This is a genomic window from Streptomyces sp. HUAS 15-9, assembly GCF_025642155.1.
Classification (GTDB): domain Bacteria; phylum Actinomycetota; class Actinomycetes; order Streptomycetales; family Streptomycetaceae; genus Streptomyces.
Genome location: NZ_CP106798.1, coordinates 234,773 through 258,268, shown reverse-complemented (window position 1 = coordinate 258,268; position 23,496 = coordinate 234,773). Strand labels below are relative to the sequence as shown.

The 23,496-nt window shown below is 72.1% G+C and carries 1 protein-coding gene; it reads left to right on the top strand.

Annotation, left to right across the window (positions count from 1 at the left end; all coding sequences use genetic code 11):
• Nucleotides 1-144: 144 nt before the first annotated feature.
• Nucleotides 145-23,490, top strand: a complete 23,346-nt coding sequence (locus N8I87_RS00980; protein ID WP_263204768.1) for a type I polyketide synthase — start codon at nucleotides 145-147, stop codon at nucleotides 23,488-23,490.
• Nucleotides 23,491-23,496 lie beyond the last annotated feature (6 nt).

Sequence of the window (23,496 nt, the reverse complement as noted above, 5' to 3'; positions counted from 1 at the left end):
TCTGCCGCGGCGGTGGCGTGCGACTGTGGGACTGAAACTAAAGTCACGCCGCAACTGGTTGCCGCGCGGTCGGGCCCGATCAGCTGTGCCGTGGTCGTCACGGTGCGGGCCTTTCATTCTCTGTGTGGATGGGTGGAGTGGAATATGGTCGAGTCCGAGCTCAACGGAACGGGGAATCGGGCCGGTTCGGCTTCGGCGGAATCGGCCGATGGCATAGCTGTCATCGGCCTGGCGTGCCGACTGCCGGGGGCCGCCGATCCGGTCGCCTTCTGGCGGCTGCTCAGCGCGGGCGCGGACGCGATCACCGACGTCCCCCCGGACCGGTGGGACGGGGCCGCGGTGGGTGACGCCGACCCGTCCGCACCCGGCAGGACCGACATCCGCCGGGGCGGATTCCTCGACCGCATCGGCCACTTCGACGCCGGGTTCTTCGGGCTGTCCCCCAAGGAGGCCGCCGCCATGGACCCGCAGCAGCGGCTCGTGCTGGAGTTGGCCTGGGAAGCGCTGGAGGACGCACATGTGCGCGCCGAGACGCTGCGCTCCACCCGCACCGGAGTGTTCGTCGGCGCCATCTGGGACGACTACGCGATCCTGCACCACCGTTTGGGACTCACGGCCATCTCCCCGCATACCGTCACCGGCCTGCACCGCAGCATCATCGCCAACCGGGTCTCGTACTTCCTCGGTCTGAACGGCCCCAGCCTGACCGTGGACTCCGGCCAGTCCTCATCCCTGGTCTCGGTCCACCTGGCCTGCGAGAGCCTCCGCAAGGGCGAATCGACGATCGCCCTCGCGGGCGGCGTGAACCTCAACATCGTCCCCGAGAGCACCCTGGGCGCCGCCAAGTTCGGCGGCCTGTCTCCCGACGGCCGTTGCTTCACCTTCGACGCTCGTGCGAACGGTTACGTCCGCGGCGAGGGCGGTGGCATCGTCGTCCTCAAGCCTCTCGCCCGGGCGGTTGCGGACGGCGACCCCGTCTACTGCGTGATCCGCGGCAGTGCGGTCAACAACGACGGTGGCGGCGACGGGCTGACCGTACCTCTGCAGTCCGGGCAGGAACAGGTGCTCCGACTCGCCTACGAACGGGCCGGAATCGACCCCGCCCACGTCGGCTACGTGGAGTTGCACGGCACCGGTACCAAGGTCGGTGACCCCATCGAGGCAGCGGCGCTCGGCGCAGTGCTCGGCACGGGACGCGAGCCCGGCCGCCCTCTGCGGGTCGGCTCGGCCAAGACCAACGTCGGCCATCTGGAGGGCGCCGCCGGCATCACCGGCCTGCTGAAGTCGGTCCTGTCGCTCAACCACCGTCAACTCCCCGCCAGCCTCAACTTCGAGACGCCGAACCCGGCGATCCCGCTGGACCGACTGAACATGCAGGTGCAGACCGAGCACAGCGAATGGGCTGCCGAGGACGGCCGCCCGTTGCTCGCCGGCGTCAACTCGTTCGGCATGGGCGGCACCAACTGCCACATCGTGCTGGCCGAACACCAGGCGACGGCGGCGGGTGAGGCTGCGGGCGCGGGTACGGGCGCGGCTGTGGACGCGGGTACGGGCGCGGCTGCGACCCTTTGGCCGTTGTCCGCCAAGACCGAATCCGGGCTGCGCGCCCAGGCCTCCGCCCTGCTCGCACACGCCGAGGTGTGTCCCGATCTCGCCCTGCCCGACGTCGGCTGGTCGCTGGCCACCGGCCGCACCGCTTTCCAACATCGGGCCGTCGTCGTGGGTGAGGAGCGCGACGACTTCTTGCGCGCCCTGCGCGAGCTGTCCACCGGCGGCATCGACGCCGCACTGACCGCGGGTCGCACCGGCCCGCGCGGCGAGCTCGCCTTTCTCTTCTCGGGCCAGGGCAGCCAGCGAGCCGGCATGGGCCGCGAACCGGCCGAGACCTTCCCGGCGTTCGCCCTCGCGCTGGACGAGGTGTGCGCACACCTCGACCCCTTGCTGCCGCGGCCGCTGCGCGAGGTCATGTTCGCCCGCGAAGGCACCGACGAAGCCGCCGAACTCGACCGGACCCTCTACACGCAGACCTCGCTGTTCGCCGTCGAGGTCGCCCTGTTCCGGCTGCTGGAGAGCTGGGGCATCACGCCCGACGTACTGATGGGGCACTCCATCGGCGAACTCGCCGCCGCGCATGTGGCCGGCGTCCTCTCGCTCGCCGACGCCTGCGCCCTCGTGGCCGCGCGCGGCCGCCTGATGCAGGCCCTGCCCGCCGGCGGCGCCATGATCGCCGTCCAGGCCGCGGAGGACGAGGTCCGTGCCCGTATCGGCGACCACACGGACCGCGTGAGCATCGCCGCCCTGAACGGCCCGGACTCCGTCGTCGTCTCCGGCGACGAGGACCTCGCCACCGAGATCGCCGACGCCTTCGCCGCCCTGGGCCGCAAGACCAGCCGACTGCGGGTCAGCCACGCCTTCCACTCCCCGCACATGGAACCCATGCTGGCGGAGTTCCGGGACGTGGCCAAGCGTCTGACCTTCCACGCCCCGCACATCCCGATCGTGTCCAACGTGACGGGCCGACTGTCCGAGGAGCCCTCGGGGTACGAAGGATGCACGGCCGAGTACTGGGTCCGCCACGTGCGCGACGCGGTCCGCTTCGCCGACGGCGTCGCCCGCCTCGACGAGCACGGCGTCCGCACGTACCTGGAGCTCGGCCCCGGCGGCGTACTCACCGCCATGGCCCGCGCCGGAGCTGACAACGCGTCCCTGTTCGTCCCCGCCCTGCGCGCCCGTCGCCCCGAGGCGCAGGCCCTGCTGGCGGCGGTCGCGTCGCTCCACGTCCACGGCATGGAGCCGGACTGGGACGCCCTGGTCGGCGGCGGGCGAGGCACACGCCGCAAAGTCGCGCTCCCCACCTACGCCTTCGAACGGCAGCGGTACTGGCTCGACGGTGACACCACGTCGCCCGTCACCACCACCGGCTGGGTTCCCGCGGCTCCGCAGCCGGACGCCATCGCCGAGACCGACACAGCGCCTGTCGGAGTCCTGGGCCGGCGGCTGGCCGGACTGCCCGAGTCCGAACGCGACGAGGCCGTGCTCGACCTGGTCCGCGCACACATCGCCGCCGTCCTGGGCCACGCCGAAGCCCGCCGGGTCGAGACCGAGTGGACGTTCAAGGACCTCGGCTTCGACTCGCTCAGCTCGGTGGAACTGCGCAACCAGCTCGGCGAGGCCACCGGCCTCCGCCTGCCCAGCGGGCTGCTGTTCGACCACCCGACCCCTGCCGCGCTCGCCCGCCACCTCGCCGCCCAGTCCCTGGGCGGCGAGGACGCGGCGGCCTCCGCGCCCGCGACGGTGGCCGACCCCGACGAGCCCATCGCCATCGTCGCCATGAGCTGCCGCCTGCCCGGCGGTGTGAGCTCCCCGGAGGACCTGTGGCGACTGGTTGTCTCCGGCGGCGACGCCATCTCCGGATTCCCGGCGGACCGCGGCTGGGACGTCGAAGCGCTCTGCGACCCTGAGCCCGGCACACCCGGCAAGTCCTCGACGCGGCACGGCGGCTTCCTGCACGAGGCGGCCGAGTTCGACGCAGGCTTCTTCGGCATCAGCCCCCGCGAGGCCGCCGCGATCGACCCGCAGCAGCGGCTGGTCCTGGAGACCGCGTGGGAGGCCTTCGAGCGGGCCGGCATCGATCCGGCCTCGCTGCGCGGGAGCCGGGCGGGCGTGTTCATCGGCGCGACCGCACAGGACTACGGCCCTCGGCTGCACGAGCCGGTCGACGGCATCGAGGGCTACCTGCTGACCGGCACGACGACCAGCGTCGCCTCGGGCCGTGTGGCCTACTCGTTCGGCCTCGAAGGCCCCGCGGTCACGGTGGACACGGCCTGCTCGTCGTCCCTGGTCGCCCTGCACCTGGCCGTCCAGTCGCTGCGGAGCGGCGAGTGCACGATGGCCCTGGCCGGCGGCGTCACCGTGATGTCCACGCCCGGCATGTTCGTGGAGTTCAGCCGCCAGCGCGGCCTGTCGGCCGACGGCCGGTGCAAGGCGTTCGCGGCCGACGCGGATGGCACCGGCTGGGCCGAAGGCGTCGGCATGCTCCTGGTGGAGCAGCTCAGCGACGCCCGGCGCAACGGCCACCAGGTGCTGGCCGTCGTGCGGGGCAGCGCGGTCAACCAGGACGGCGCGTCGAACGGACTCACGGCGCCCAACGGCCCCTCCCAGCAGCGCGTCATCCGCCAGGCCCTGGCGGCCGCCGGACTGGCGCCCGCGGACGTCGACGCCGTGGAGGCGCACGGTACGGGCACGCGGCTCGGCGACCCGATCGAGGCGGAAGCCCTCATCGCCGCCTACGGCCAGGGACGGGACAGCGACCGGCCGTTGTGGCTGGGTTCGCTGAAGTCGAACATCGGTCACACACAGGCCGCGGCGGGCGTGGCCGGCGTGATCAAGATGGTCATGGCGATGCGGCACGGTGTGCTGCCGCAGACTCTGCATGTCGACGAGCCGACCCCGCACGTGGACTGGTCGGCAAGCGGCGTACGACTGCTGACCGAGGCCATGGAGTGGCCCGCGCGTGAGGTGCCGCGCCGGGCCGCGGTGTCCTCCTTCGGTATCAGCGGCACCAATGCGCACGTCATCGTCGAGCAGGCCGCGACGAGCGAAGAGCCCGCCCGTGGGACGACGGCAGTTGCGGGACCGGTCCCATGGGTGTTGTCGGCGAAGAGCGATGTGGCGTTGCGGGAGCAGGCGGGGCGGCTGTTGTCGTTCCTGGACGCCGAGGGCGTCGGGGGCGGCGTCGGTGGTGCTGGGGTTCGGCGGGAGGACGTGGCGTTCTCGCTGGCGACGTCGCGTGCGGTGCTGGAGCGCCGTGCGGTGGTTGTGGGGGAGGAGCTCGGGGAGTTCCGGCGGGGGCTGGAGGCGATTGTTTCCGGGGCCGCTTTGGTGGGTGGTGCTGTCGGGGACAAGGTCGGGTTCTTGTTCTCGGGTCAGGGTTCGCAGCGGCTGGGGATGGGGCGTGAGTTGTACGCGTCCTATCCGGTGTTTGCTGCGGCGTACGACGAGGTGTGTGCGCTTCTGGATGGGCCGGTCGATGTCGACTCGGAGACGTTGAATCAGACGGGTTCGACGCAGCCGGCGTTGTTCGCCGTTGAGGTGGCCTTGTTCCGGCTGCTGGAGTCGTGGGGGGTCCGGCCGGACTATGTGGCCGGACACTCGGTGGGTGAGATCGCGGCCGCGCATGTGGCGGGTGTGTTGTCGCTCGAGGATGCGGCGAAGCTGGTGTCGGCGCGTGCGGCGTTGATGCAGGCCCTGCCGACCGGCGGCGCCATGGTCGCGGTCCAGGCGGCCGAGGACGAGGTGCTGCCGCACCTGACCGACGAGGTCGGCATCGCGGCGGTCAACGGCCCTCAGTCCGTTGTGGTTTCCGGCGTGGAGGACGCGGTCGTCGCGATCGGTGAGATCTTCGCCGGTCAGGGTCGTAAGACGTCCCGTCTGAAGGTCAGTCATGCGTTCCATTCGCCGTTGATGGATCCGATGCTGGATGAGTTCGGGGAGGTCCTCCGCGGTCTGACGTTCAGTGAGCCGCGGATCCCGGTGGTCTCCAACCTCACCGGTCGCCTGGCCGAGCCGTACACCCCCGAATACTGGGTCCGGCACGTCCGTGAAGCGGTGCGCTTCGCCGACGGTGTGCGGGCCCTGCACGAGCTGGGTGTGACCACGTTCGTGGAGATCGGTCCCGGCGGTGTCCTCAGCGGCATGGCGCAGGGCTGTGCGGACGACATCGTCACCGTCCCCGTACTCCGGACCGACCACCCCGAGCCGTACGCCCTCGTCACCGCTGTCGGGCAGCTGCACACCCACGGCATCTCGCCCGACTGGCAGGCGCTCTTCCCGGGTGCGCGCCGCGTCGACCTGCCGACCTACGCCTTCCAGCGTGAGCGCTACTGGCTCGATGCGCCTCAGGCGGCGACCGCCGGCGCCCCGGAGGTGATGGACGCCGAGTTCTGGGACTCTGTCGAGAGCGAGGACCAGGCATCTCTCGGTGCGCTCCTGGGACTGGAGCCCGCCGAACTGGACGTGGTCGCACCCAAGTTGTCCGCCTGGCGCCGGCAGCGGCGCGAGCAGTCCACCGCCGACGGCTGGCGCTACCGGATCACCTGGCACCCGCTCGGTGACATCGTCGGGGCCGCTGGGTCGGGGACCTGGCTCTACGTGGTCTCCGAGGAGACCGCGTGGACCGAGGCGATCCGCGCCGGGTTCACGGAACTCGGCGTCGCTCTCGTACCGTTCGCCGTGGGCGAGGACACCGACCGCGAGGCGCTCGCTCGGGCCTTCGCCGACGCCGGGCACGAGCAGGCCGACGGCATCCTGTTCGCCGCAGCACAGGGGGAGGCGGGGACGGGCGCCCTCCAGCGGCTCGTTCTGCTTGTCCAGGCCCTTGGTGACGTCGGGATCGAGGCCCCGCTGTGGTGCCTGACCAGCGGCGCAGTGTCAACCGGCACGGCGGACCTGCTGACCGACCCCGTCTCCGCCCAGCTCTGGGGCCTGGGCAGGATCGTCGCGCTGGAACAGCCGCAGCGCTGGGGTGGGCTCGTCGACCTGCCCGCCGAACTCGACTCCCGCGCGCTGGAGCGACTGGCCGGCCTGCTGACCCAGGCCGACGAGGACCAGCTCGCCGTACGCGCCTCGGGCGTGTACGGCCGCCGCCTGGTGCGTGCGCCGCAGAGCACGGCGCCGGTGGACGCATCCTGGTCGCCGCGCGGCACCGTGCTCGTGACCGGTGGTACGGGTGCGTTGGGTGGGCACGTAGCCCGCTGGCTCGCCGGTGCCGGTGCCGAGCACCTGGTGCTCACCAGTCGTCGGGGCCCCGACGCCCCGGGCGCCGCCGAACTCAAGGCGGAGCTCGAGGAGTTGGGTGCTCAGGTAACGATCACCGCGTGCGATGCGGCCGACCGTGACGCGCTCGCCGAGTTGTTCGGCCGGCACGCCGTGAACGCCGTGGTGCACACCGCGGGCGTACTCGACGACGGGCTGGTCGAATCGCTCACGCCCGAGCGCCTCGACCACGTGCTGCGCCCCAAGGTGGACGCGGCGCTCCACCTGCACGAGCTCACCCGGGACCGCAAGGACCTGGACGCCTTCGTGCTCTTCTCCTCGATGACCGGTGTCTGGGGCAACAGCGGCCAGGGCGCCTACGGTGCCGCGAACGCCTTCCTCGACGCGCTCGCCGAGCAGCGCCGGGCGCAGGGCGTTCCCGCGCTGGCCGTCGCGTGGGGATCCTGGGCTGCCGGAGGGATGGCCGATGGCGCCGCCGGTGACCACCTGCGGCGGCGCGGCGTAAGGGCGATCGCGGCCCTTCCCGCGATCTCCGCGCTGCACGGTGCGCTGACCCACGGCGAGACCTCAGTGACCGTCGCGGACGTGGACTGGGACCGCTTCGTCCCGGCCTTCGCCGGCACGCGTCCCTGCCCGTTGCTGTACGGCGTGCCCGAGGCCCGCAAGGCCCTCGAAGCACGCGCCCAGGCCGCGCAGAGCGCCGAAGTGCCCGTGTCCGCGCTGGTCCAGCGCCTCTTCGGCGCCACGCAAGCAGAACAGGGCCGCATCCTGCTGGACCTGGTCCGCGAGCAGGCCGCCACCGTGCTCGGCCACACGGGCAAGGGCGCCTTCGAAGCCGACCGGACGTTCCGTGAGACCGGCTTCGACTCGCTCACCGCCGTCGAACTGCGCAACAGGCTCAACACGGCCACCGGCCTCAAGCTGCCCACCACCCTGGTCTTCGACCACCCGACCCCCACTGCCCTCGCCCGCCACCTGGGCGAGGAGCTCCTCGGCCGGCAGGGACTGGAGGCGGCCGCCGCGCAGGCGACGGCCGCCGCCGCGGCCGACGAGCCCCTCGCGATCGTCAGCATGAGCTGCCGCTTCCCCGGCGGCGTCCAGTCGCCGGAGGACCTGTGGGAGCTGCTGAGCTCCGGCCGGGACGCGATGTCCGGCTTCCCCACCGACCGCGGCTGGGACATCGACGCGCTCTACGACCCCGACCCCGACCGGCCCGGCAAGACGTACTCGCGCGAGGGCGGCTTCATCCAGGGCGCCGACCGCTTCGACGCCGGTCTGTTCGGGATCTCGCCGCGCGAGGCGCTGGCCATGGATCCTCAGCAGCGGCTGCTCCTGGAGACCGCGTGGGAGGCCTTCGAGCGCGCCGGCATCGCCCCCGCGTCCGTCCGGGCCGGCCGTACCGGTGTCTTCATCGGCACCAACGGCCAGGACTATGCCAACGGGCTGCGCAACGCGCCCGAGGAGATCGAGGGATATGCCCTCACCGGCAAGGCGGCCTCGGTCGTTTCCGGACGCATCTCCTACACGTTCGGCCTCGAGGGCCCAGCGGTCACCGTCGACACGGCGTGCTCGTCGTCGCTCGTGGCCCTCCACCTTGCCGCGCAGGCACTGCGGAGCGGCGAGTGCTCGATGGCCCTGGTCGGGGGTGTCACCGTCATGACCACGCCGGACCTGTTCGTGGAGTTCAGCCGGCAGCGCGGGCTGTCGCCCGACGGCCGGTGCAAGGCGTTCGCGGCCGGTGCCGACGGCACGGGCTGGGGCGAAGGCGTCGGCCTGCTGCTGGTGGAGCGGCTGTCCGACGCCCGTCGGAACGGGCACCGAGTGCTGGCCGTCGTACGGGGCAGTGCGGTGAACCAGGACGGTGCGTCCAACGGTCTGACCGCGCCCAACGGTCCCGCGCAGCAGCGGGTGATCCGGCAGGCGCTGGCGTCCGCCGGGCTCACGCCGGCCGATGTGGACGCCGTCGAGGCCCACGGCACGGGGACCAGGCTCGGCGACCCGATCGAGGCGCAGGCGCTCCTCGCCACGTACGGCCAGGAACACTCCGACGACCGGCCGGTGTGGCTGGGCTCGGTCAAGTCCAACATCGGTCACACACAGGCCGCGGCGGGCGTCGCCGGCGTGATGAAGATGGTGCTGGCGATGCAGTACGGCGTGCTGCCGCAGACACTCCATGTGGACGAGCCGACCGCCCACGTCGACTGGTCCGCGGGCGCCGTGCGGCTGCTGACCGAGCCGGTGCAATGGCCCGGGACCGCCAGGCCCCGCCGGGCCGCGGTGTCGTCCTTCGGCATCGGCGGCACCAACGCGCACACCATCATCGAGGAGGCGCCCGCCGCGGCCACGGCCGAGCCGGCCCGGGAACACCACCCGGTGCCCGTGCCGTGGGTGCTGTCGGCCAAGAGTGAAGTGGCGCTGCGGGCCCAGGCGGACCGTCTGCTGGACTTCGCGACCGACGACGCGTCGCCCGTCGACGTCGGATTCTCGTCGGCCACGACGCGGTCGGCGCTGGAGCACCGGGCCGCGGTGATCGGCATCGACTTTGCCGAACTGCGGGCGGGTCTGGAGGCCCTTGCGGCAGGCGAACCGGCGGCGAACGTCGTCGCCGGGCGCGCTCACTCGGCAGACAAGATCGGGTTCTTGTTCTCGGGTCAGGGGTCGCAGCGGCTGGGGATGGGGCGTGAGTTGTACGCGTCCTGTCCGGTGTTTGCTGCGGCGTACGACGAGGTGTGTGCGCTTCTGGATGGGCCGGTCGATGTCGACTCGGAGACGTTGAATCAGACGGGTTCGACGCAGCCGGCGTTGTTCGCCGTTGAGGTGGCCTTGTTCCGGCTGCTGGAGTCGTGGGGGGTCCGGCCGGACTATGTGGCCGGACACTCGGTGGGTGAGATCGCGGCCGCGCATGTGGCGGGTGTGTTGTCGCTCGAGGATGCGGCGAAGCTGGTGTCGGCGCGCGCCGCGTTGATGCAGGCGCTGCCGACCGGCGGCGCCATGGTCGCGGTCCAGGCGACCGAGGACGAGGTGCTGCCGCACCTGACCGACGAGGTCGGCATCGCGGCGGTCAACGGCCCTCGATCCGTTGTGATCTCCGGAGCCGAGGATGCCGTACTGGGGATCGCCGAGGTCTTCACCCAACAGGGCCGTAAAACTTCCCGGTTGACGGTCAGTCACGCGTTTCATTCGCCGTTGATGGATCCGATGCTGGATGAGTTCGGGGACGTCGTGCGCGGTCTGACGTTCAGTGAGCCGCGGATCCCGGTGGTCTCCAACCTCACCGGTCGCCTGGCCGAGCCGTACACCCCCGAATACTGGGTCCGGCACGTCCGTGAAGCGGTGCGCTTCGCCGATGGCGTGCGGACCCTGCACGAGCTGGGTGTGACCACGTTCGTGGAGATCGGTCCCGGCGGTGTCCTCAGCGGCATGGCGCAGGGCTGTGTGGACGACATCGTCACGGTCCCCGTACTCCGAGCCGACCGCCCCGAACGCCAGGCGCTCACCACCGCGTACGCCCAACTGCACGTCAGCGGCGCCGAAGTGGACTGGCACGCCTTCTTCCCGGGCGCCCGCCGCGTCGACCTGCCGACCTACGCCTTCCAGCGCGAGCGCTACTGGCTCGACGCCCCCGCCTCCGCCGGCGACATGCGCGCGGTGGGGCAGGGCGAGGCCGGTCACCCGCTCCTCGGCGCTGCCGTGCCGCTGGCCGACGGCGACGGACACCTGCTCACCGGGCGGCTCTCGACGCACACGCACCCGTGGCTGGTGGACCACGCCGTCAGTGGGGTCGCACTCCTGCCGGGAACCGCGTTCGTCGAGCTGGCGCTCACCGCTGCCGACGCCGTGGGCTGCGACCTGCTGGAAGAGTTGACGCTGGAGACACCGCTGCTCGTGCCCGAGCGCGGCGGCGTCGCCGTGCAGGTGCGCGTCGGCGCCGATGACGGCTCGGGCCGCAGGACGCTGACCGTGCACTCGCGGATCGACGACCGGGATGCGTACGCCCACGAGGACGACTCCGACCGGGTGTGGGTCCGGCACGCCTCCGGCTCGCTGACCGTCGCCACAGGAGGGCCCGTGGACGGCTCGCACACCGCGTGGCCACCTGTGGGTGCGGAGCCGGTCGACGTCGACGGGTTCTACGACCGCCTCGCCGGCATGGCGCTCGACTACGGTCCCGTCTTCCAGGGGCTGCGCGCCGCGTGGCGGAGCGGGGACGACTTCTTCGCCGAGGTGGAGCTGCCCGGCGCGGAGCGGACGGACGCGGGCGCGTACGGCCTGCACCCCGCGTTGTTCGACGCCGCCCTGCACACCGTCTGGCTGGGCGCGGTCGAGCCCGAGGCCGGGACGGGGAACGGGCTGCTGCCCTTCGCCTGGAGCGGCGTGCGCCTGGCGGCTGCCGGAGCCTCCGGCCTGCGGGTGAAGGTTTCGCGCGCCGGAACAGGCACCTCCACGGTGTCGCTGGTGCTGGCCGACGGCGCCGGAGAGCCGGTCGCGCAGGTCGACTCGCTGACGCTGCGCCCGGTGCCCGTCGACCAGTTGCGTGCCGGTTCCGGCAGCGACGACGCGGTCTTCGGCGTGGAGTGGACGCCGGTCAGCCTGCCGTCCGCGCCGGCCGGCATGAGGATCGAGACGTACCGGGATCTTGCCGCTCTTCGTGCCGCTGACTCGCTGGCGGACACCGAAGCCGATGCCGACGCCGATGCCAGAGCTGTCGCCGATGCCGTCGTCGTGCCCTGCCCGATCGGGGTCGGCGCGGACCTGGCCACGCGGGTCCGTGAGGTCAGCTACGCCGTGCTGGAGTTGTTGCAGTGGTGGCTGGCCGAGGAACGCCCGGGGCGCCTGGTACTGGTGACGCGTACGGGAGACCTCGCCCAGTCGGCGGTCCGTGGCCTGGTGCGCTCGGCGCAGACCGAGAACCCCGACCGCATCGTGCTGGTCGAGACCTCCAGCGATGCCGATGCCGGTGCCAATGGCAACGCCGGCAGCGGTGTTGACGATGCCGGTCTTGCCCGGGTGCTGTCCGGCCTGATCGCGTCGGGTGAGCCACAGGCCGCGGTGGACGGCGACGACGAGGTCCGGGTGCCGAGACTGGTCCGCGTCGCCGCGCCGGACGCGGAGCCGGAGCTTCCCGGCCTCGGCTCCGGCACCGTCCTGCTGACGGGCGCGTCGGGCGGACTTGGCGGGCTGCTCGCCCGGCACCTGGTCGCCGAGCACGGCGTCCGCAGTCTGCTGCTCGTCAGCCGCCGCGGCGGGGATGCGCCCGGCGCCGCCCAACTCGCTGCCGAGCTGACCGCGCAGGGCGCCGACGTCACCTGGGCCGCGTGTGATGTGGCCGACCGCGACGCCGTCCGCGCACTCCTGACCGGGTCCGGGCAGAGTCTGTCCGCGATCATTCACACCGCCGGCGTCCTGGACGACGGAATCATCGGTTCGCTGACCCCCGAGCGGCTGGACGCCGTGTTCCGCCCCAAGGTGGACGCGGCGCTGAACCTGCACGACCTGGCGGGTGAGCTGTCCGGCGACCTGTCCGCGTTCGTGCTCTTCTCCTCGGTGGCGGGCACCCTCGGCACGCCGGGCCAGGGGAACTACGCCGCTGCCAACACCTTCCTCGACGCCCTCGCCGAGCACCGCCGTTCCGTCGGCCTGCGGGCCACGTCGCTGGCCTGGGGCCTGTGGGCGCAGGACAGCGAGAGCGCCATGACCAGCAGGCTCGACCACTCGGATCTCACGCGCATCAAGCGCATGGGCCTCGCCGCGATCCCGCCGGCGGACGGCATGCGGATGTTCGACGCGGCACTGGCCGCCGATCGGGCAGCAGTTGCTCCTGTCCGACTCGACACGTCCGCCTTCCGCGACGGACAGGGCCGGCCCGTTCCGCCGGTCCTGCGTGGACTGGTGCGGGTCGCACCGGTGCGGCGCCCGGCGCGGACCGCGCCGAAGGGATCGCTGGGTCAGCGGCTGGCCGGGCTGCCGGAGGCCGAGCGTGAGCGGGTGGTGCTTGACCTGGTGCGCACCGAGGTCGCCGCCGTGCTCGGGCACGCCGGCGCGCAGTCGGTCGGCGCGGACGACTCGTTCAAGGACATCGGGTTCGACTCGCTGACCGCCGTCGAACTGCGCAACCGGCTCAACTCGGCCGTCGGCATGCGCCTGCCCGCCACCGTGGTCTTCGACTACCCGAACCCGCTCACCCTCGCCCGCTTCCTCACCGCCGAGGCCGCAGGCTCCGGTGAGGCGGTGGCCGCCGTGCCGGTGACCCTCCCCACGGCCACCGGAACGGCGGACGAGCCCATCGCGATCGTGGGCATGGCCTGCCGCTACCCCGGCGGCGTGCGGTCGCCCGAGGACCTGTGGCAGCTGGTGTTCTCCGGCCGCGACGCCGTGTCGGGCTTCCCCGAGGACCGCGGCTGGGACGTGGAGAAGCTCTACGACCCGAACCCCGACCAGTGGGGCACCAGCTACACCCGAGAGGGCGGCTTCCTCCACGACGCGGCGGACTTCGACGCCGAGTTCTTCGGGATCTCGCCGCGTGAGGCGTTGGCGATGGACCCGCAGCAGCGGTTGCTGCTGGAGACGTCGTGGGAGGCGTTCGAGCGGGCCGGGATCGACCCGGCGACGGTGCGGGGCAGCAGGACCGGTGTCTTCGCCGGCGTGATGTACCACGACTACGGCGGGCGCGTGCACACTTCGCCGGCCGGGCTGGAGGGCTACCTCGTCAACGGCAGTGCGGGCAGCGTCGCTTCGGGGCGCGTTTCTTACACGTTCGGGCTCGAGGGCCCGGCGGTCACGGTCGACACGGCGTGCTCGTCCTCGCTGGTGGCGCTGCACCTGGCGGCCCAGGCCCTGCGGAGCGGCGAGTGCTCGATGGCGCTGGTCGGCGGCGTCACGGTGATGGCAGGCCCGTCCGTGTTCGTGGAGTTCAGCCGTCAGCGCGGGCTGTCGGCGGACGGCCGGTGCAAGGCGTTCGCCGCCGGGGCGGACGGTACGGGCTGGGCCGAGGGTGCGGGCATGCTCCTGGTGGAGCGGTTGTCCGACGCGCAGCGCAACGGCCACCAGGTGCTGGCGGTGGTCCGTGGTACGGCGGTGAACCAGGACGGTGCGTCGAACGGTCTGACGGCTCCGAACGGTCCGGCGCAGCAGCGCGTGATCCGGCAGGCGCTGGCCAACGCGGGCCTGTCCTCGGATCAGGTCGATGCGGTGGAGGCGCACGGTACGGGGACGAGGCTGGGTGACCCGATCGAGGCGCAGGCGCTGCTCGCCACTTACGGGCAGGAGCGACCTGGGGACCGGCCGTTGTGGCTGGGTTCGCTGAAGTCGAACATCGGCCACGCCCAGGCCGCGGCCGGTGTCGGTGGTGTGATCAAGATGGTGATGGCGATGCGGCACGGTGTGCTGCCGCAGACCCTGCACGTCGACGAGCCGACGCCGCACGTGGACTGGTCGGCGGGCGCGGTGCAGCTGCTGACCGAGGCCGTGGAGTGGCCTGCGAGCGACGGGCCGCGCCGAGCTGCGGTGTCCTCCTTCGGTGTGAGCGGCACCAATGCGCACGTGATCGTCGAGCAGGCGCCTGGCGTCACGGAGGAGTCCCCGGCTTCGGCCCCGGCTGCGGTCGTGCCATGGGTGCTGTCGGCGAAGAGCGATGCGGCGTTGCGGGAGCAGGCGGGGCGGCTGTTGTCCTTCCTGGACGCCGAGGGTGCCGAGGGCGCCGAGGGCGCCGAGGGCGCCGAGGACGTCGGGGGCATCGGTGGTGCCGGGGTTCGGCCGGAGGACGTGGCGTTCTCGCTGGCGACGTCGCGTGCGGTGCTGGAGCGCCGTGCGGTGGTCGTGGGGGAGGAGCTCGGGGAGTTCCGGCGGGGGCTGGAGGCGATTGTTTCCGGGGCCGCTCCGGCGGGTGGTGCCGTTGGGGGCAAGGTCGGGTTCTTGTTCTCGGGTCAGGGGTCGCAGCGGTTCGGCATGGGGCGCGAACTGTACGAGGCGTACCCGGTATTCGCGGCGGCGTACGACGAGGTGTGTGCGCTTCTGGATGCGCCGGTCGACGTCGACTCGGAGGAGCTCGACCAGACGGGTTCGACGCAGCCCGCGCTTTTCGCTGTCGAGGTCGCTCTGTTCCGCCTTCTCGAATCGTGGGGTATCCGGCCGGATTACGTGGCCGGTCACTCGGTGGGTGAGATCGCGGCCGCTCATGTGGTGGGTGTGTTGTCGATCGAGGACGCGGCGAAGCTGGTGAGCGCGCGCGCCGCGCTGATGCAGGCGCTGCCCGTCGGCGGGGCCATGGTGGCGGTCCAGGCGGCCGAGGGCGAGGTGCTGCCGTACCTGACCGACGAGGTCGGTATCGCGGCGGTCAACGGCCCGCGGTCAGTTGTGGTTTCAGGCGTGGAGGATACGGTCGTCGCGATCGGTGAGACCTTCGCCGGTCAGGGTCGTAAGACGTCCCGTCTGAAGGTCAGTCATGCGTTCCACTCGCCGTTGATGGATCCGATGCTGGAGGAGTTCGCCGAGGCCGTCAGCGGGCTGGCCTTCAACGAGCCGCGGATTCCTGTCGTTTCGAACCTCACCGGTCGCCTGGCCGAGCCGTACACGCCCGAATACTGGGTCCAGCACGTGCGCGAAGCGGTTCGCTTCGCCGACGGCATCGAGACCCTCGGCGACCTGGGTGTGACCACGTTCGTCGAGATCGGCCTGGGCGGCGTCCTCAGCGCCCTCGCCCAGGGCTGCTTCGACGACAGCACAGACGTCGTCACCGTTCCCGCCCTGCGTGCCGACCGCCCCGAGCCGTACGCCCTCGTCACCGCTGTCGGGCAGCTGCACACCCACGGCATCTCGCCCGACTGGCGGGCGGTCTTCCCGGGCGCCCGGCGCGTCGACCTGCCGACCTACGCCTTCCAGCGCGAGCGCTACTGGCTCGATGTTCCCCCGGAGGCCGGTGATGTCCGGGCCGCTGGCCTGGGGGCGGCGGACCACCCGCTGCTCGGCGCCGCGATTGCGACGGCCGACAGCGACGGGGTCCTGCTCACCGGACTGCTCTCCCTCGAAACCCACCCGTGGCTCGCCGACCACGCCGTGAACGGGGCCGTTCTGCTGCCCGGCACCGCGTTCGTCGAGTTGGCGATCCGGGCGGGCGACGAGACGGGGTGCGGATGGATCGAAGACCTCGCCCTTGAGGTTCCGCTGGTCGTGCCCGAGCGCGGTGGCGTGCCCCTTCAGGTGACTGTCGGCCCGGAGGACGAGTCCGGTCGGCGGCAGTTGAGCGTGCACTCGCGCGTCGACGACGGTTCGTGGCTGCGGCACGCGACGGGTGTGCTGTCCTCGGCAGAGGCCCCGTCCGCTGCGGACCTCGGAGCGTGGCCGCCGGCGGATGCGGAGGCCGTCGACCTGACGGCGTTCTACGAGGGTATGGCCGCCGCCGGCCTGGACTACGGTCCGGTCTTCCAGGGCCTGAGCTCGGTGTGGCGCGGCGGGGACGACGTCCTCGCCGAGGTCGAGCTGCCGGAGGAGTCGGTTGCCGAGGCGGCGGCGTTCACCCTGCACCCGGCGCTGCTGGACGCCGCCCTGCACGCACTGGTCGCCGGTGGGCTGGTGTCGCTGGACGACGGCCCGGCCCTGCCGTTCGCCTGGTCCGGCGTCGGCGTGCAGGCCGCCGGTGCCGCGAAGGTGCGGGTGAAGCTGTCTCGGACGGCCACCGGTTCGGTGACGCTGGCCGTGGCCGATGGCGCCGGTGACCCGGTGGCCTCGGTCGAGTCGCTGTCGTTGCGGGCCGTCTCGGCGGACCAACCGCGCAGTGCTGGTGGCAGCGCTCAGCTGTTCGGGCTGGAGTGGACGCCGTTCATGCTTCCCTCCGCGACCGACGCGTTGACGATCGAGACGGCCGCGGACTTCGACGCACTGCGAGAGTCGGAAGGGGCACCGGATGTCGTCGTCGTTCCGTGCCCGGCGGGGTCCGGTGCGGAGACCGCCGAGCGTGTGCACGGCATCGCGAGTGAGGTTCTGGTGTTGGTGCAGTGGTGGTTGGCGCAGGAGCGTGCGGGGCGTCTGGCGTTGGTGACGCGTCCGGGCGATCTGGCTCATGCCGCGGTGTGGGGGCTTGTGCGGTCTGCGCAGTCGGAGAATCCGGACCGGATCGTGCTGGTGGAGGCCGGGGACACCGATGAGGCGGTCCGTGTGCTGCCCGGCGCGCTCGCTTCCGGTGAGCCGCAGTTCGCGGTCCGCGACGGGGAGGTGTTCGTACCGCGTCTGGTGAAGGCCACCGGGACCGCCACCGGCACGCCGGACTTCGGTGCCGGCACCGTCCTGGTGACCGGTGCGTCCGGTGCGCTGGGCGGGCTCGTCGCACGGCACCTGGTCGCCGAGCACGGCGTGCGCAGCCTGCTGCTGCTCAGCCGGCGCGGTGCTCAGGCCCCCGGCGCGGTCGAGCTGGAGGCCGAACTGGCCGCGTGGGGTGCCGAGGTCACCTGGGCGGCCTGCGATGCGGCCGACCGGGGTGCCCTAGCCGAGGTGCTGGCCGGCACGCCGGTGACCGCCGTGGTGCACACGGCCGGCGTCCTCGACGACGGCGTGATCGCCGCGCTCACCCCGGAGCGCATGGAGAAGGTGCTGCGTCCGAAGGTCGACGCCGTGCTCAACCTCCATGAGCTGACGAGTGACCTGTCGGCGTTCGTCGTCTTCTCCTCGGTGTCCGGCATCCTGGGCAGCGCGGGACAGGGCAACTACGCGTCGGCGAACACCTTCCTCGACGCCTTCGCCGAAGTCCGTCGTGCCCAGGGGCTTCCCGCCACGTCGCTGGCGTGGGGCCTGTGGGAGCAGGGCAGCGGCATGGCCGACCGGCTCGACCAGGCGGACCTCGCCCGGCTCAAGCGGGTGGGCCTGGCCCCGATAGCCGTTGACGAGGGCCTGCGGCTGTTCGACGCGGCGCTGGCCCTGGACCGGGCCGCCGTCGCCCCGCTCCGACTGGACCTGGGCGGGCCGCAGGGCACGGTTCCGCCGGTCCTGCGAGGGCTGCGCGGCCCTGTACGGGGCACCACGCGGCGCACGGCGCAGACCGCGCCGAAGGGATCGCTGGGTCAGCGGCTGGCCGGGCTGCCCGAGGCCGAGCGCGAGCAGGTGGTGCTTGACCTGGTGCGCGCCGAGGTCGCCGCCGTGCTCGGCCACGCCTCGGCCCAGTCCGTCCAGCCGGAACACGCGTTCCAGGACGCCGGTTTCGATTCGCTCACCTCCGTGGAACTCCGCAACCGGCTGAACGCGGTGACCGGGCTGCGGCTTCCCGCGACCATGGTCTTCGACCACCCCACGCCCGTCGCGCTCTCCCGCTTCCTGCTGGCCGAGACGCTGGGCGTCCAGGAGCGGTCCGAGGCCGCGGTCGCCGCGGTGACCGGGACGGACGAGCCGATCGCGATCGTGGGCATGGCCTGCCGGTTCCCCGGTGACGTGCGGTCGCCCGAAGGCCTGTGGCGTCTCGTCGCCTCCGGCGGCGACGCGATCTCGGGCTTCCCCGAGGACCGCGGCTGGGACGTGGAGGACCTCTACGACCCGGACCCCGACCGCTCCGGCAAGTCCTATGTGCGGCACGGTGGCTTCCTGCACGGGGCTGCCGAGTTCGACCCGGCCTTCTTCGGGATCTCGCCGCGTGAGGCGTTGGCGATGGACCCGCAGCAGCGGTTGCTGCTGGAGACGTCGTGGGAGGCGTTCGAGCGGGCCGGGATCGACCCGGCGACCGTGCGGGGCAGCAGGACCGGTGTCTTCGCCGGCGTGATGTACCACGACTACGGCGGCCGCGTGACAACGGCTCCCGAGGGCATGGACGCCTACCTGGGCAGTGGCAGCGCGGGCAGCGTCGCCTCCGGCCGCGTTTCTTACACGTTCGGGCTCGAGGGCCCGGCGGTCACGGTCGACACGGCGTGCTCGTCCTCGCTGGTGGCGCTGCACCTGGCGGCCCAGGCGCTGCGAAGTGGCGAGTGCTCGATGGCGCTGGCCGGCGGCGTCACCGTCATGGCGACTCCCTCGACGTTCGTGGAGTTCAGCCGTCAGCGCGGGCTGTCGGCGGACGGCCGGTGCAAGGCGTTCGCCGCCGGGGCGGACGGTACGGGCTGGGCCGAGGGTGCGGGCATGCTCCTGGTGGAGCGGTTGTCCGACGCGCAGCGCAACGGCCACCAGGTGCTGGCGGTGGTCCGTGGTACGGCGGTGAACCAGGACGGTGCGTCGAACGGTCTGACGGCTCCGAACGGTCCGGCGCAGCAGCGCGTGATCCGGCAGGCGCTGGCCAACGCGGGCCTGTCCTCGGATCAGGTCGATGCGGTGGAGGCGCACGGTACGGGGACGAGGCTGGGTGACCCGATCGAGGCGCAGGCGCTGCTCGCCACTTACGGGCAGGAGCGACCTGGGGACCGGCCGTTGTGGCTGGGTTCGCTGAAGTCGAACATCGGCCACGCCCAGGCCGCGGCCGGTGTCGGTGGTGTGATCAAGATGGTGATGGCGATGCGGCACGGTGTGCTGCCGCAGACCCTGCACGTGGACGAGCCGACCCCGCATGTGGACTGGTCGGCCGGTGATGTCCGGCTGTTGACCGAGGCAGTCGACTGGCCCGAGTCGGACCGCCCGCGTCGTGCCGCCGTGTCGTCCTTCGGTATCAGCGGCACCAATGCGCACGTGATCGTCGAGCAGGCTCCCGCTTCGGCGGAGCTGCCGCCCGCGCCCGACTCCGGCGCGGTCGTGCCATGGGTGCTGTCGGGCAGGACCGAGGCGGCGCTGCGGGCACAGGCACAGCGCCTGCTGTCCCTGGCCCACGCCCCGGACACGGACACCGGCACGGACCTGCAGCCGGCCGACATCGGCTTCTCGCTCGCCACCACACGCTCGGCCATGGAGCACAGGGCCGCCGTGGTGGGGGAGAACCGGGATGAACTCCTGGAAGGGCTCCGCGCGCTGGCCGCAGGGTCCACGTCCACCCGGGTCGTCCTGGGCGAACCGGGAACCGGGGGCAAGGTCGGGTTCTTGTTCTCGGGTCAGGGTTCGCAGCGGATCGGCATGGGGCGCGAACTGTACGAGGCGTACCCGGTATTCGCGGCGGCGTACGACGAGGTGTGCGCGCTTCTGGACGCGCCCGTCGACGTCGACTCGGAGGTGCTCGACCAGACGGGTTCGACGCAGCCCTCGCTCTTTGCTGTCGAGGTCGCTCTGTTCCGCCTTCTCGAATCGTGGGGTATCCGGCCGGATTACGTGGCCGGTCACTCGGTGGGTGAGATCGCGGCCGCTCATGTGGTGGGTGTGTTGTCGCTCGAGGACGCGGCGAAGCTGGTGAGCGCGCGCGCCGCGCTGATGCAGGCGCTGCCCGTCGGCGGGGCGATGGTCGCCGTACAGGCGACCGAGGACGAAATCCTTCCGCACCTCACCGACGGCGTCGGCATCGCGGCGGTCAACGGCCCGCGGTCGGTCGTGGTCTCCGGTGCCGAGGACGTGGTCGTCGCCATCGGCGAGGCGTTCCGGGAGCAGCGTCGTAAGACGTCCCGACTGAAGGTCAGTCACGCGTTCCATTCGCCGCTGATGGATCCGATGCTGGAGGAGTTCGCCGAGGCCGTCAGCGGGCTGGCCTTCAACGAGCCGCGGATTCCTGTCGTTTCGAACCTCACCGGCTGCCTGGCCGAGCCGTACACGCCCGAATACTGGGTCCGGCACGTCCGTGAAGCGGTCCGCTTCGCCGACGGCGTCCAGACTCTCCACGAGCTGGGCGTGACGACCTTCGTCGAGATCGGCCCCGGTGGTGTCCTCAGCGCCCTCGCCCAGGACTGCCTCGACAGCGATGCCCATAGCGATAGCGACATCGTCACCGTGCCCGTCGTACGGACCGACCGTCCCGAGCCGCAGGCCGTAGTCACCGCGCTCGCCGAGCTGCACGCCCATGGCGTCTCCCCGGACTGGCGGGCGGTCTTCCCCGGCGCCCGGCGCGTCGACCTGCCGACCTACGCCTTCCAGTACGAGTGCTTCTGGCTGGAAGCGCCCGAGGAGTTCACCGGCAGTGCCGCTGCCACCGGACTCGGGCTGGGTGCGGCGGAGCACCCGTTGGCCGGTGCGGCGGTCGCGCTTCCCGGCGCCGACGGGTTCCTGGTCACCGGGCGGCTCTCGCTCAAGACGCACCCCTGGCTCGCCGACCACACCGTCATGGACAGCGTGCTGCTGCCGGGTACCGCGCTCGTGGAGCTGGCGGTGCGTGCGGGCGACGAAGCCGGTTGTGCACAGGTCGAGGACCTGACGCTGGAAGCACCGCTGATCGTCCCGGAGCGCGGTGGTGTGGCCGTGCAGGTGTGGGTCGGGGCCGAGGAGGAGCCGGGCAGGCGCGCCCTGAGCGTGCACTCGCGACGTGAGGACGCCCCTGACGACGCGCCGTGGGTGCGGCACGCGGTCGGCTTCCTGACGGACGCGCTGCCCGAGCCGCCGCACGGCGCGGACCTCGGCGCGTGGCCGCCGGCGGATGCGGAGGCCGTCGACCTGACCGGGTTCTACGAGGGCCTGGACGGACTCGGCCTGGGCTACGGCCCGGTCTTCCGCGGCCTGCGGTCGGTGTGGCGGAGCGGTAACGACGTCCTCGCCGAGGTCGCCCTCCCCGAGGCCACGGAGGCGGGCGCGTTCGCCGTTCATCCGGCGCTGCTGGACGCGGCGCTCCATGCGATCGGCGCGGGCGGGCTCGTCCCCGTCGTCGACGGTCCTCTGCTGCCCTTCGCCTGGTCCGAAGTGGGTGTGCGTGCCGCGGGGGCGACGGCACTGCGGGTCAAGGTCTCTCGCACGGGTACGGACGCGGTGTCGCTGACCGTGGCCGATGCCTCGGGTGGTCTGGTGGCCACGGTCGGCTCGCTGTCGCTGCGGCCGGTGTCGCGCGAGCAACTGCTCGCGGCGGGCGGCTCCGGCAGGCGCGCCGACGACTCGCTGTTCGGCCTCGCATGGCAGCCCGCGGCCCTCAACGGGACTGCCGCTGCCGCTGGGCTCGACGTACGGAGCTACGCGGGCCTGGCCGCTCTGTCCGCCGAGCCGGCCCTTCCCGATGTCGCGGTGGTCACCGTCGTTCCGTGCCCGGCGGGGTCCGGTGCGGAGACCGCCGAGCGTGTGCACGGCATCGCGAGTGAGGTTCTGGTGTTGGTGCAGTGGTGGTTGGCGCAGGAGCGTGCGGGGCGTCTGGCGTTGGTGACGCGTCCGGGCGATCTGGCTCATGCCGCGGTGTGGGGGCTTGTGCGGTCTGCGCAGTCGGAGAATCCGGACCGGATCGTGCTGGTGGAGGCCGGGGACACCGATGAGGCGGTCCGTGTGCTGCCCGGCGCGCTCGCTTCCGGTGAGCCGCAGTTCGCGGTCCGCGACGGGGAGGTGTTCGTACCGCGTCTGGTGAAGGCCACCGGGACCGCCACCGGCACGCCGGACTTCGGTGCCGGCACCGTCCTGGTGACCGGTGCGTCCGGTGCGCTGGGCGGGCTCGTCGCACGGCACCTGGTCGCCGAGCACGGCGTGCGCAGCCTGCTGCTGCTCAGCCGGCGCGGTGCTCAGGCCCCCGGCGCGGTCGAGCTGGAGGCCGAACTGGTCGCATGGGGTGCCGAGGTCACCTGGGCGGCCTGCGACGTCGCGGACAGGGAGGCCGTCTCCGCAATGCTGGACGGGCTCGGCGAGCACGCGCTGTCGGCCGTCGTGCACACCGCGGGTGTACTCGACGACGGGGTCGTCGCCTCGGTCACGCCGGAGAGGATGAGGGAGGTCTTCCGCCCCAAGGTGGACGCCGTGCTGAACCTGCACGAGTGCACCCGGGGAATGGGCCTGGCCGCCTTCGTGGTGTTCTCGTCCGTCGCCGGCCTGGTCGGCAGCGCCGGTCAGGCGAGCTACGCGGCGGCGAACTCCTTCCTCGACGCCTTCTCGGCGCACCGGCGCCGTGAGGGGCTCCCTGCCACGTCGCTGGCATGGGGTGTGTGGGAACAGTCCGGTGCGATGACGGACGGCCTCGCCGAGGCCGACCGGGCGCGGATGGCGCGCAGCGGCGTGCTGGCGCTACTGCCGGGGGAGGGGCTGCGGCTGTTCGACGCGGCACTGGCTTCGGACGAGGCGGTGCTCGCCCCGGTCCGTATCGACACCGGTGCGCTCCGCGTCGGTGAGGCACCGCCGGTCCTGCGCGCCCTCGTGCCGGCCGCGGCCGCCCGGAGGACCGCGCAGGCAGACGCCTCCTCCGTGTCCTCGTTGGCCGGGCGCCTGGAGGGGCTGCCGGAGGCCGAACGGGAGAAGACCGTCCTGGACCTGGTCCGGGCGGAGGTGGCCGTGGTCCTGGGGCACACGTCGGACCGTACGGTCCGGCCGGAACACGCCTTCCAGGACCTGGGCTTCGACTCCCTCACGGCCGTCGAACTGCGCAACCGGCTGAACAAGGCCACTGGGTTGCGGCTTCCCGCGACGCTGGTCTTCGACCATCCGACACCCATTCTCCTGGCCCGCCATGTGTTCTTGGAGATGGCCGGAGCGGCCGAACCGGCCCTAGTGGATTCCCTACTTGCCGATCTGGACAGGGTCGAACAAGAATTGGTCACGAAGTTGGCGGAGAGCGAAGCTCGCGACCGGATCCTGTCAAAGCTCCAGGGCCTGTTGGCGATTGCCGGTGAATTCGGCGAGGCGTCGGCCCCGGAAGGCCCTGGTATGGGCGGCAGCGATCTGGAATCAGCCACGGACGACGAAGTATTCGATCTGCTCGGCAAGGAATTCGGGATTTCCTGACCGCTC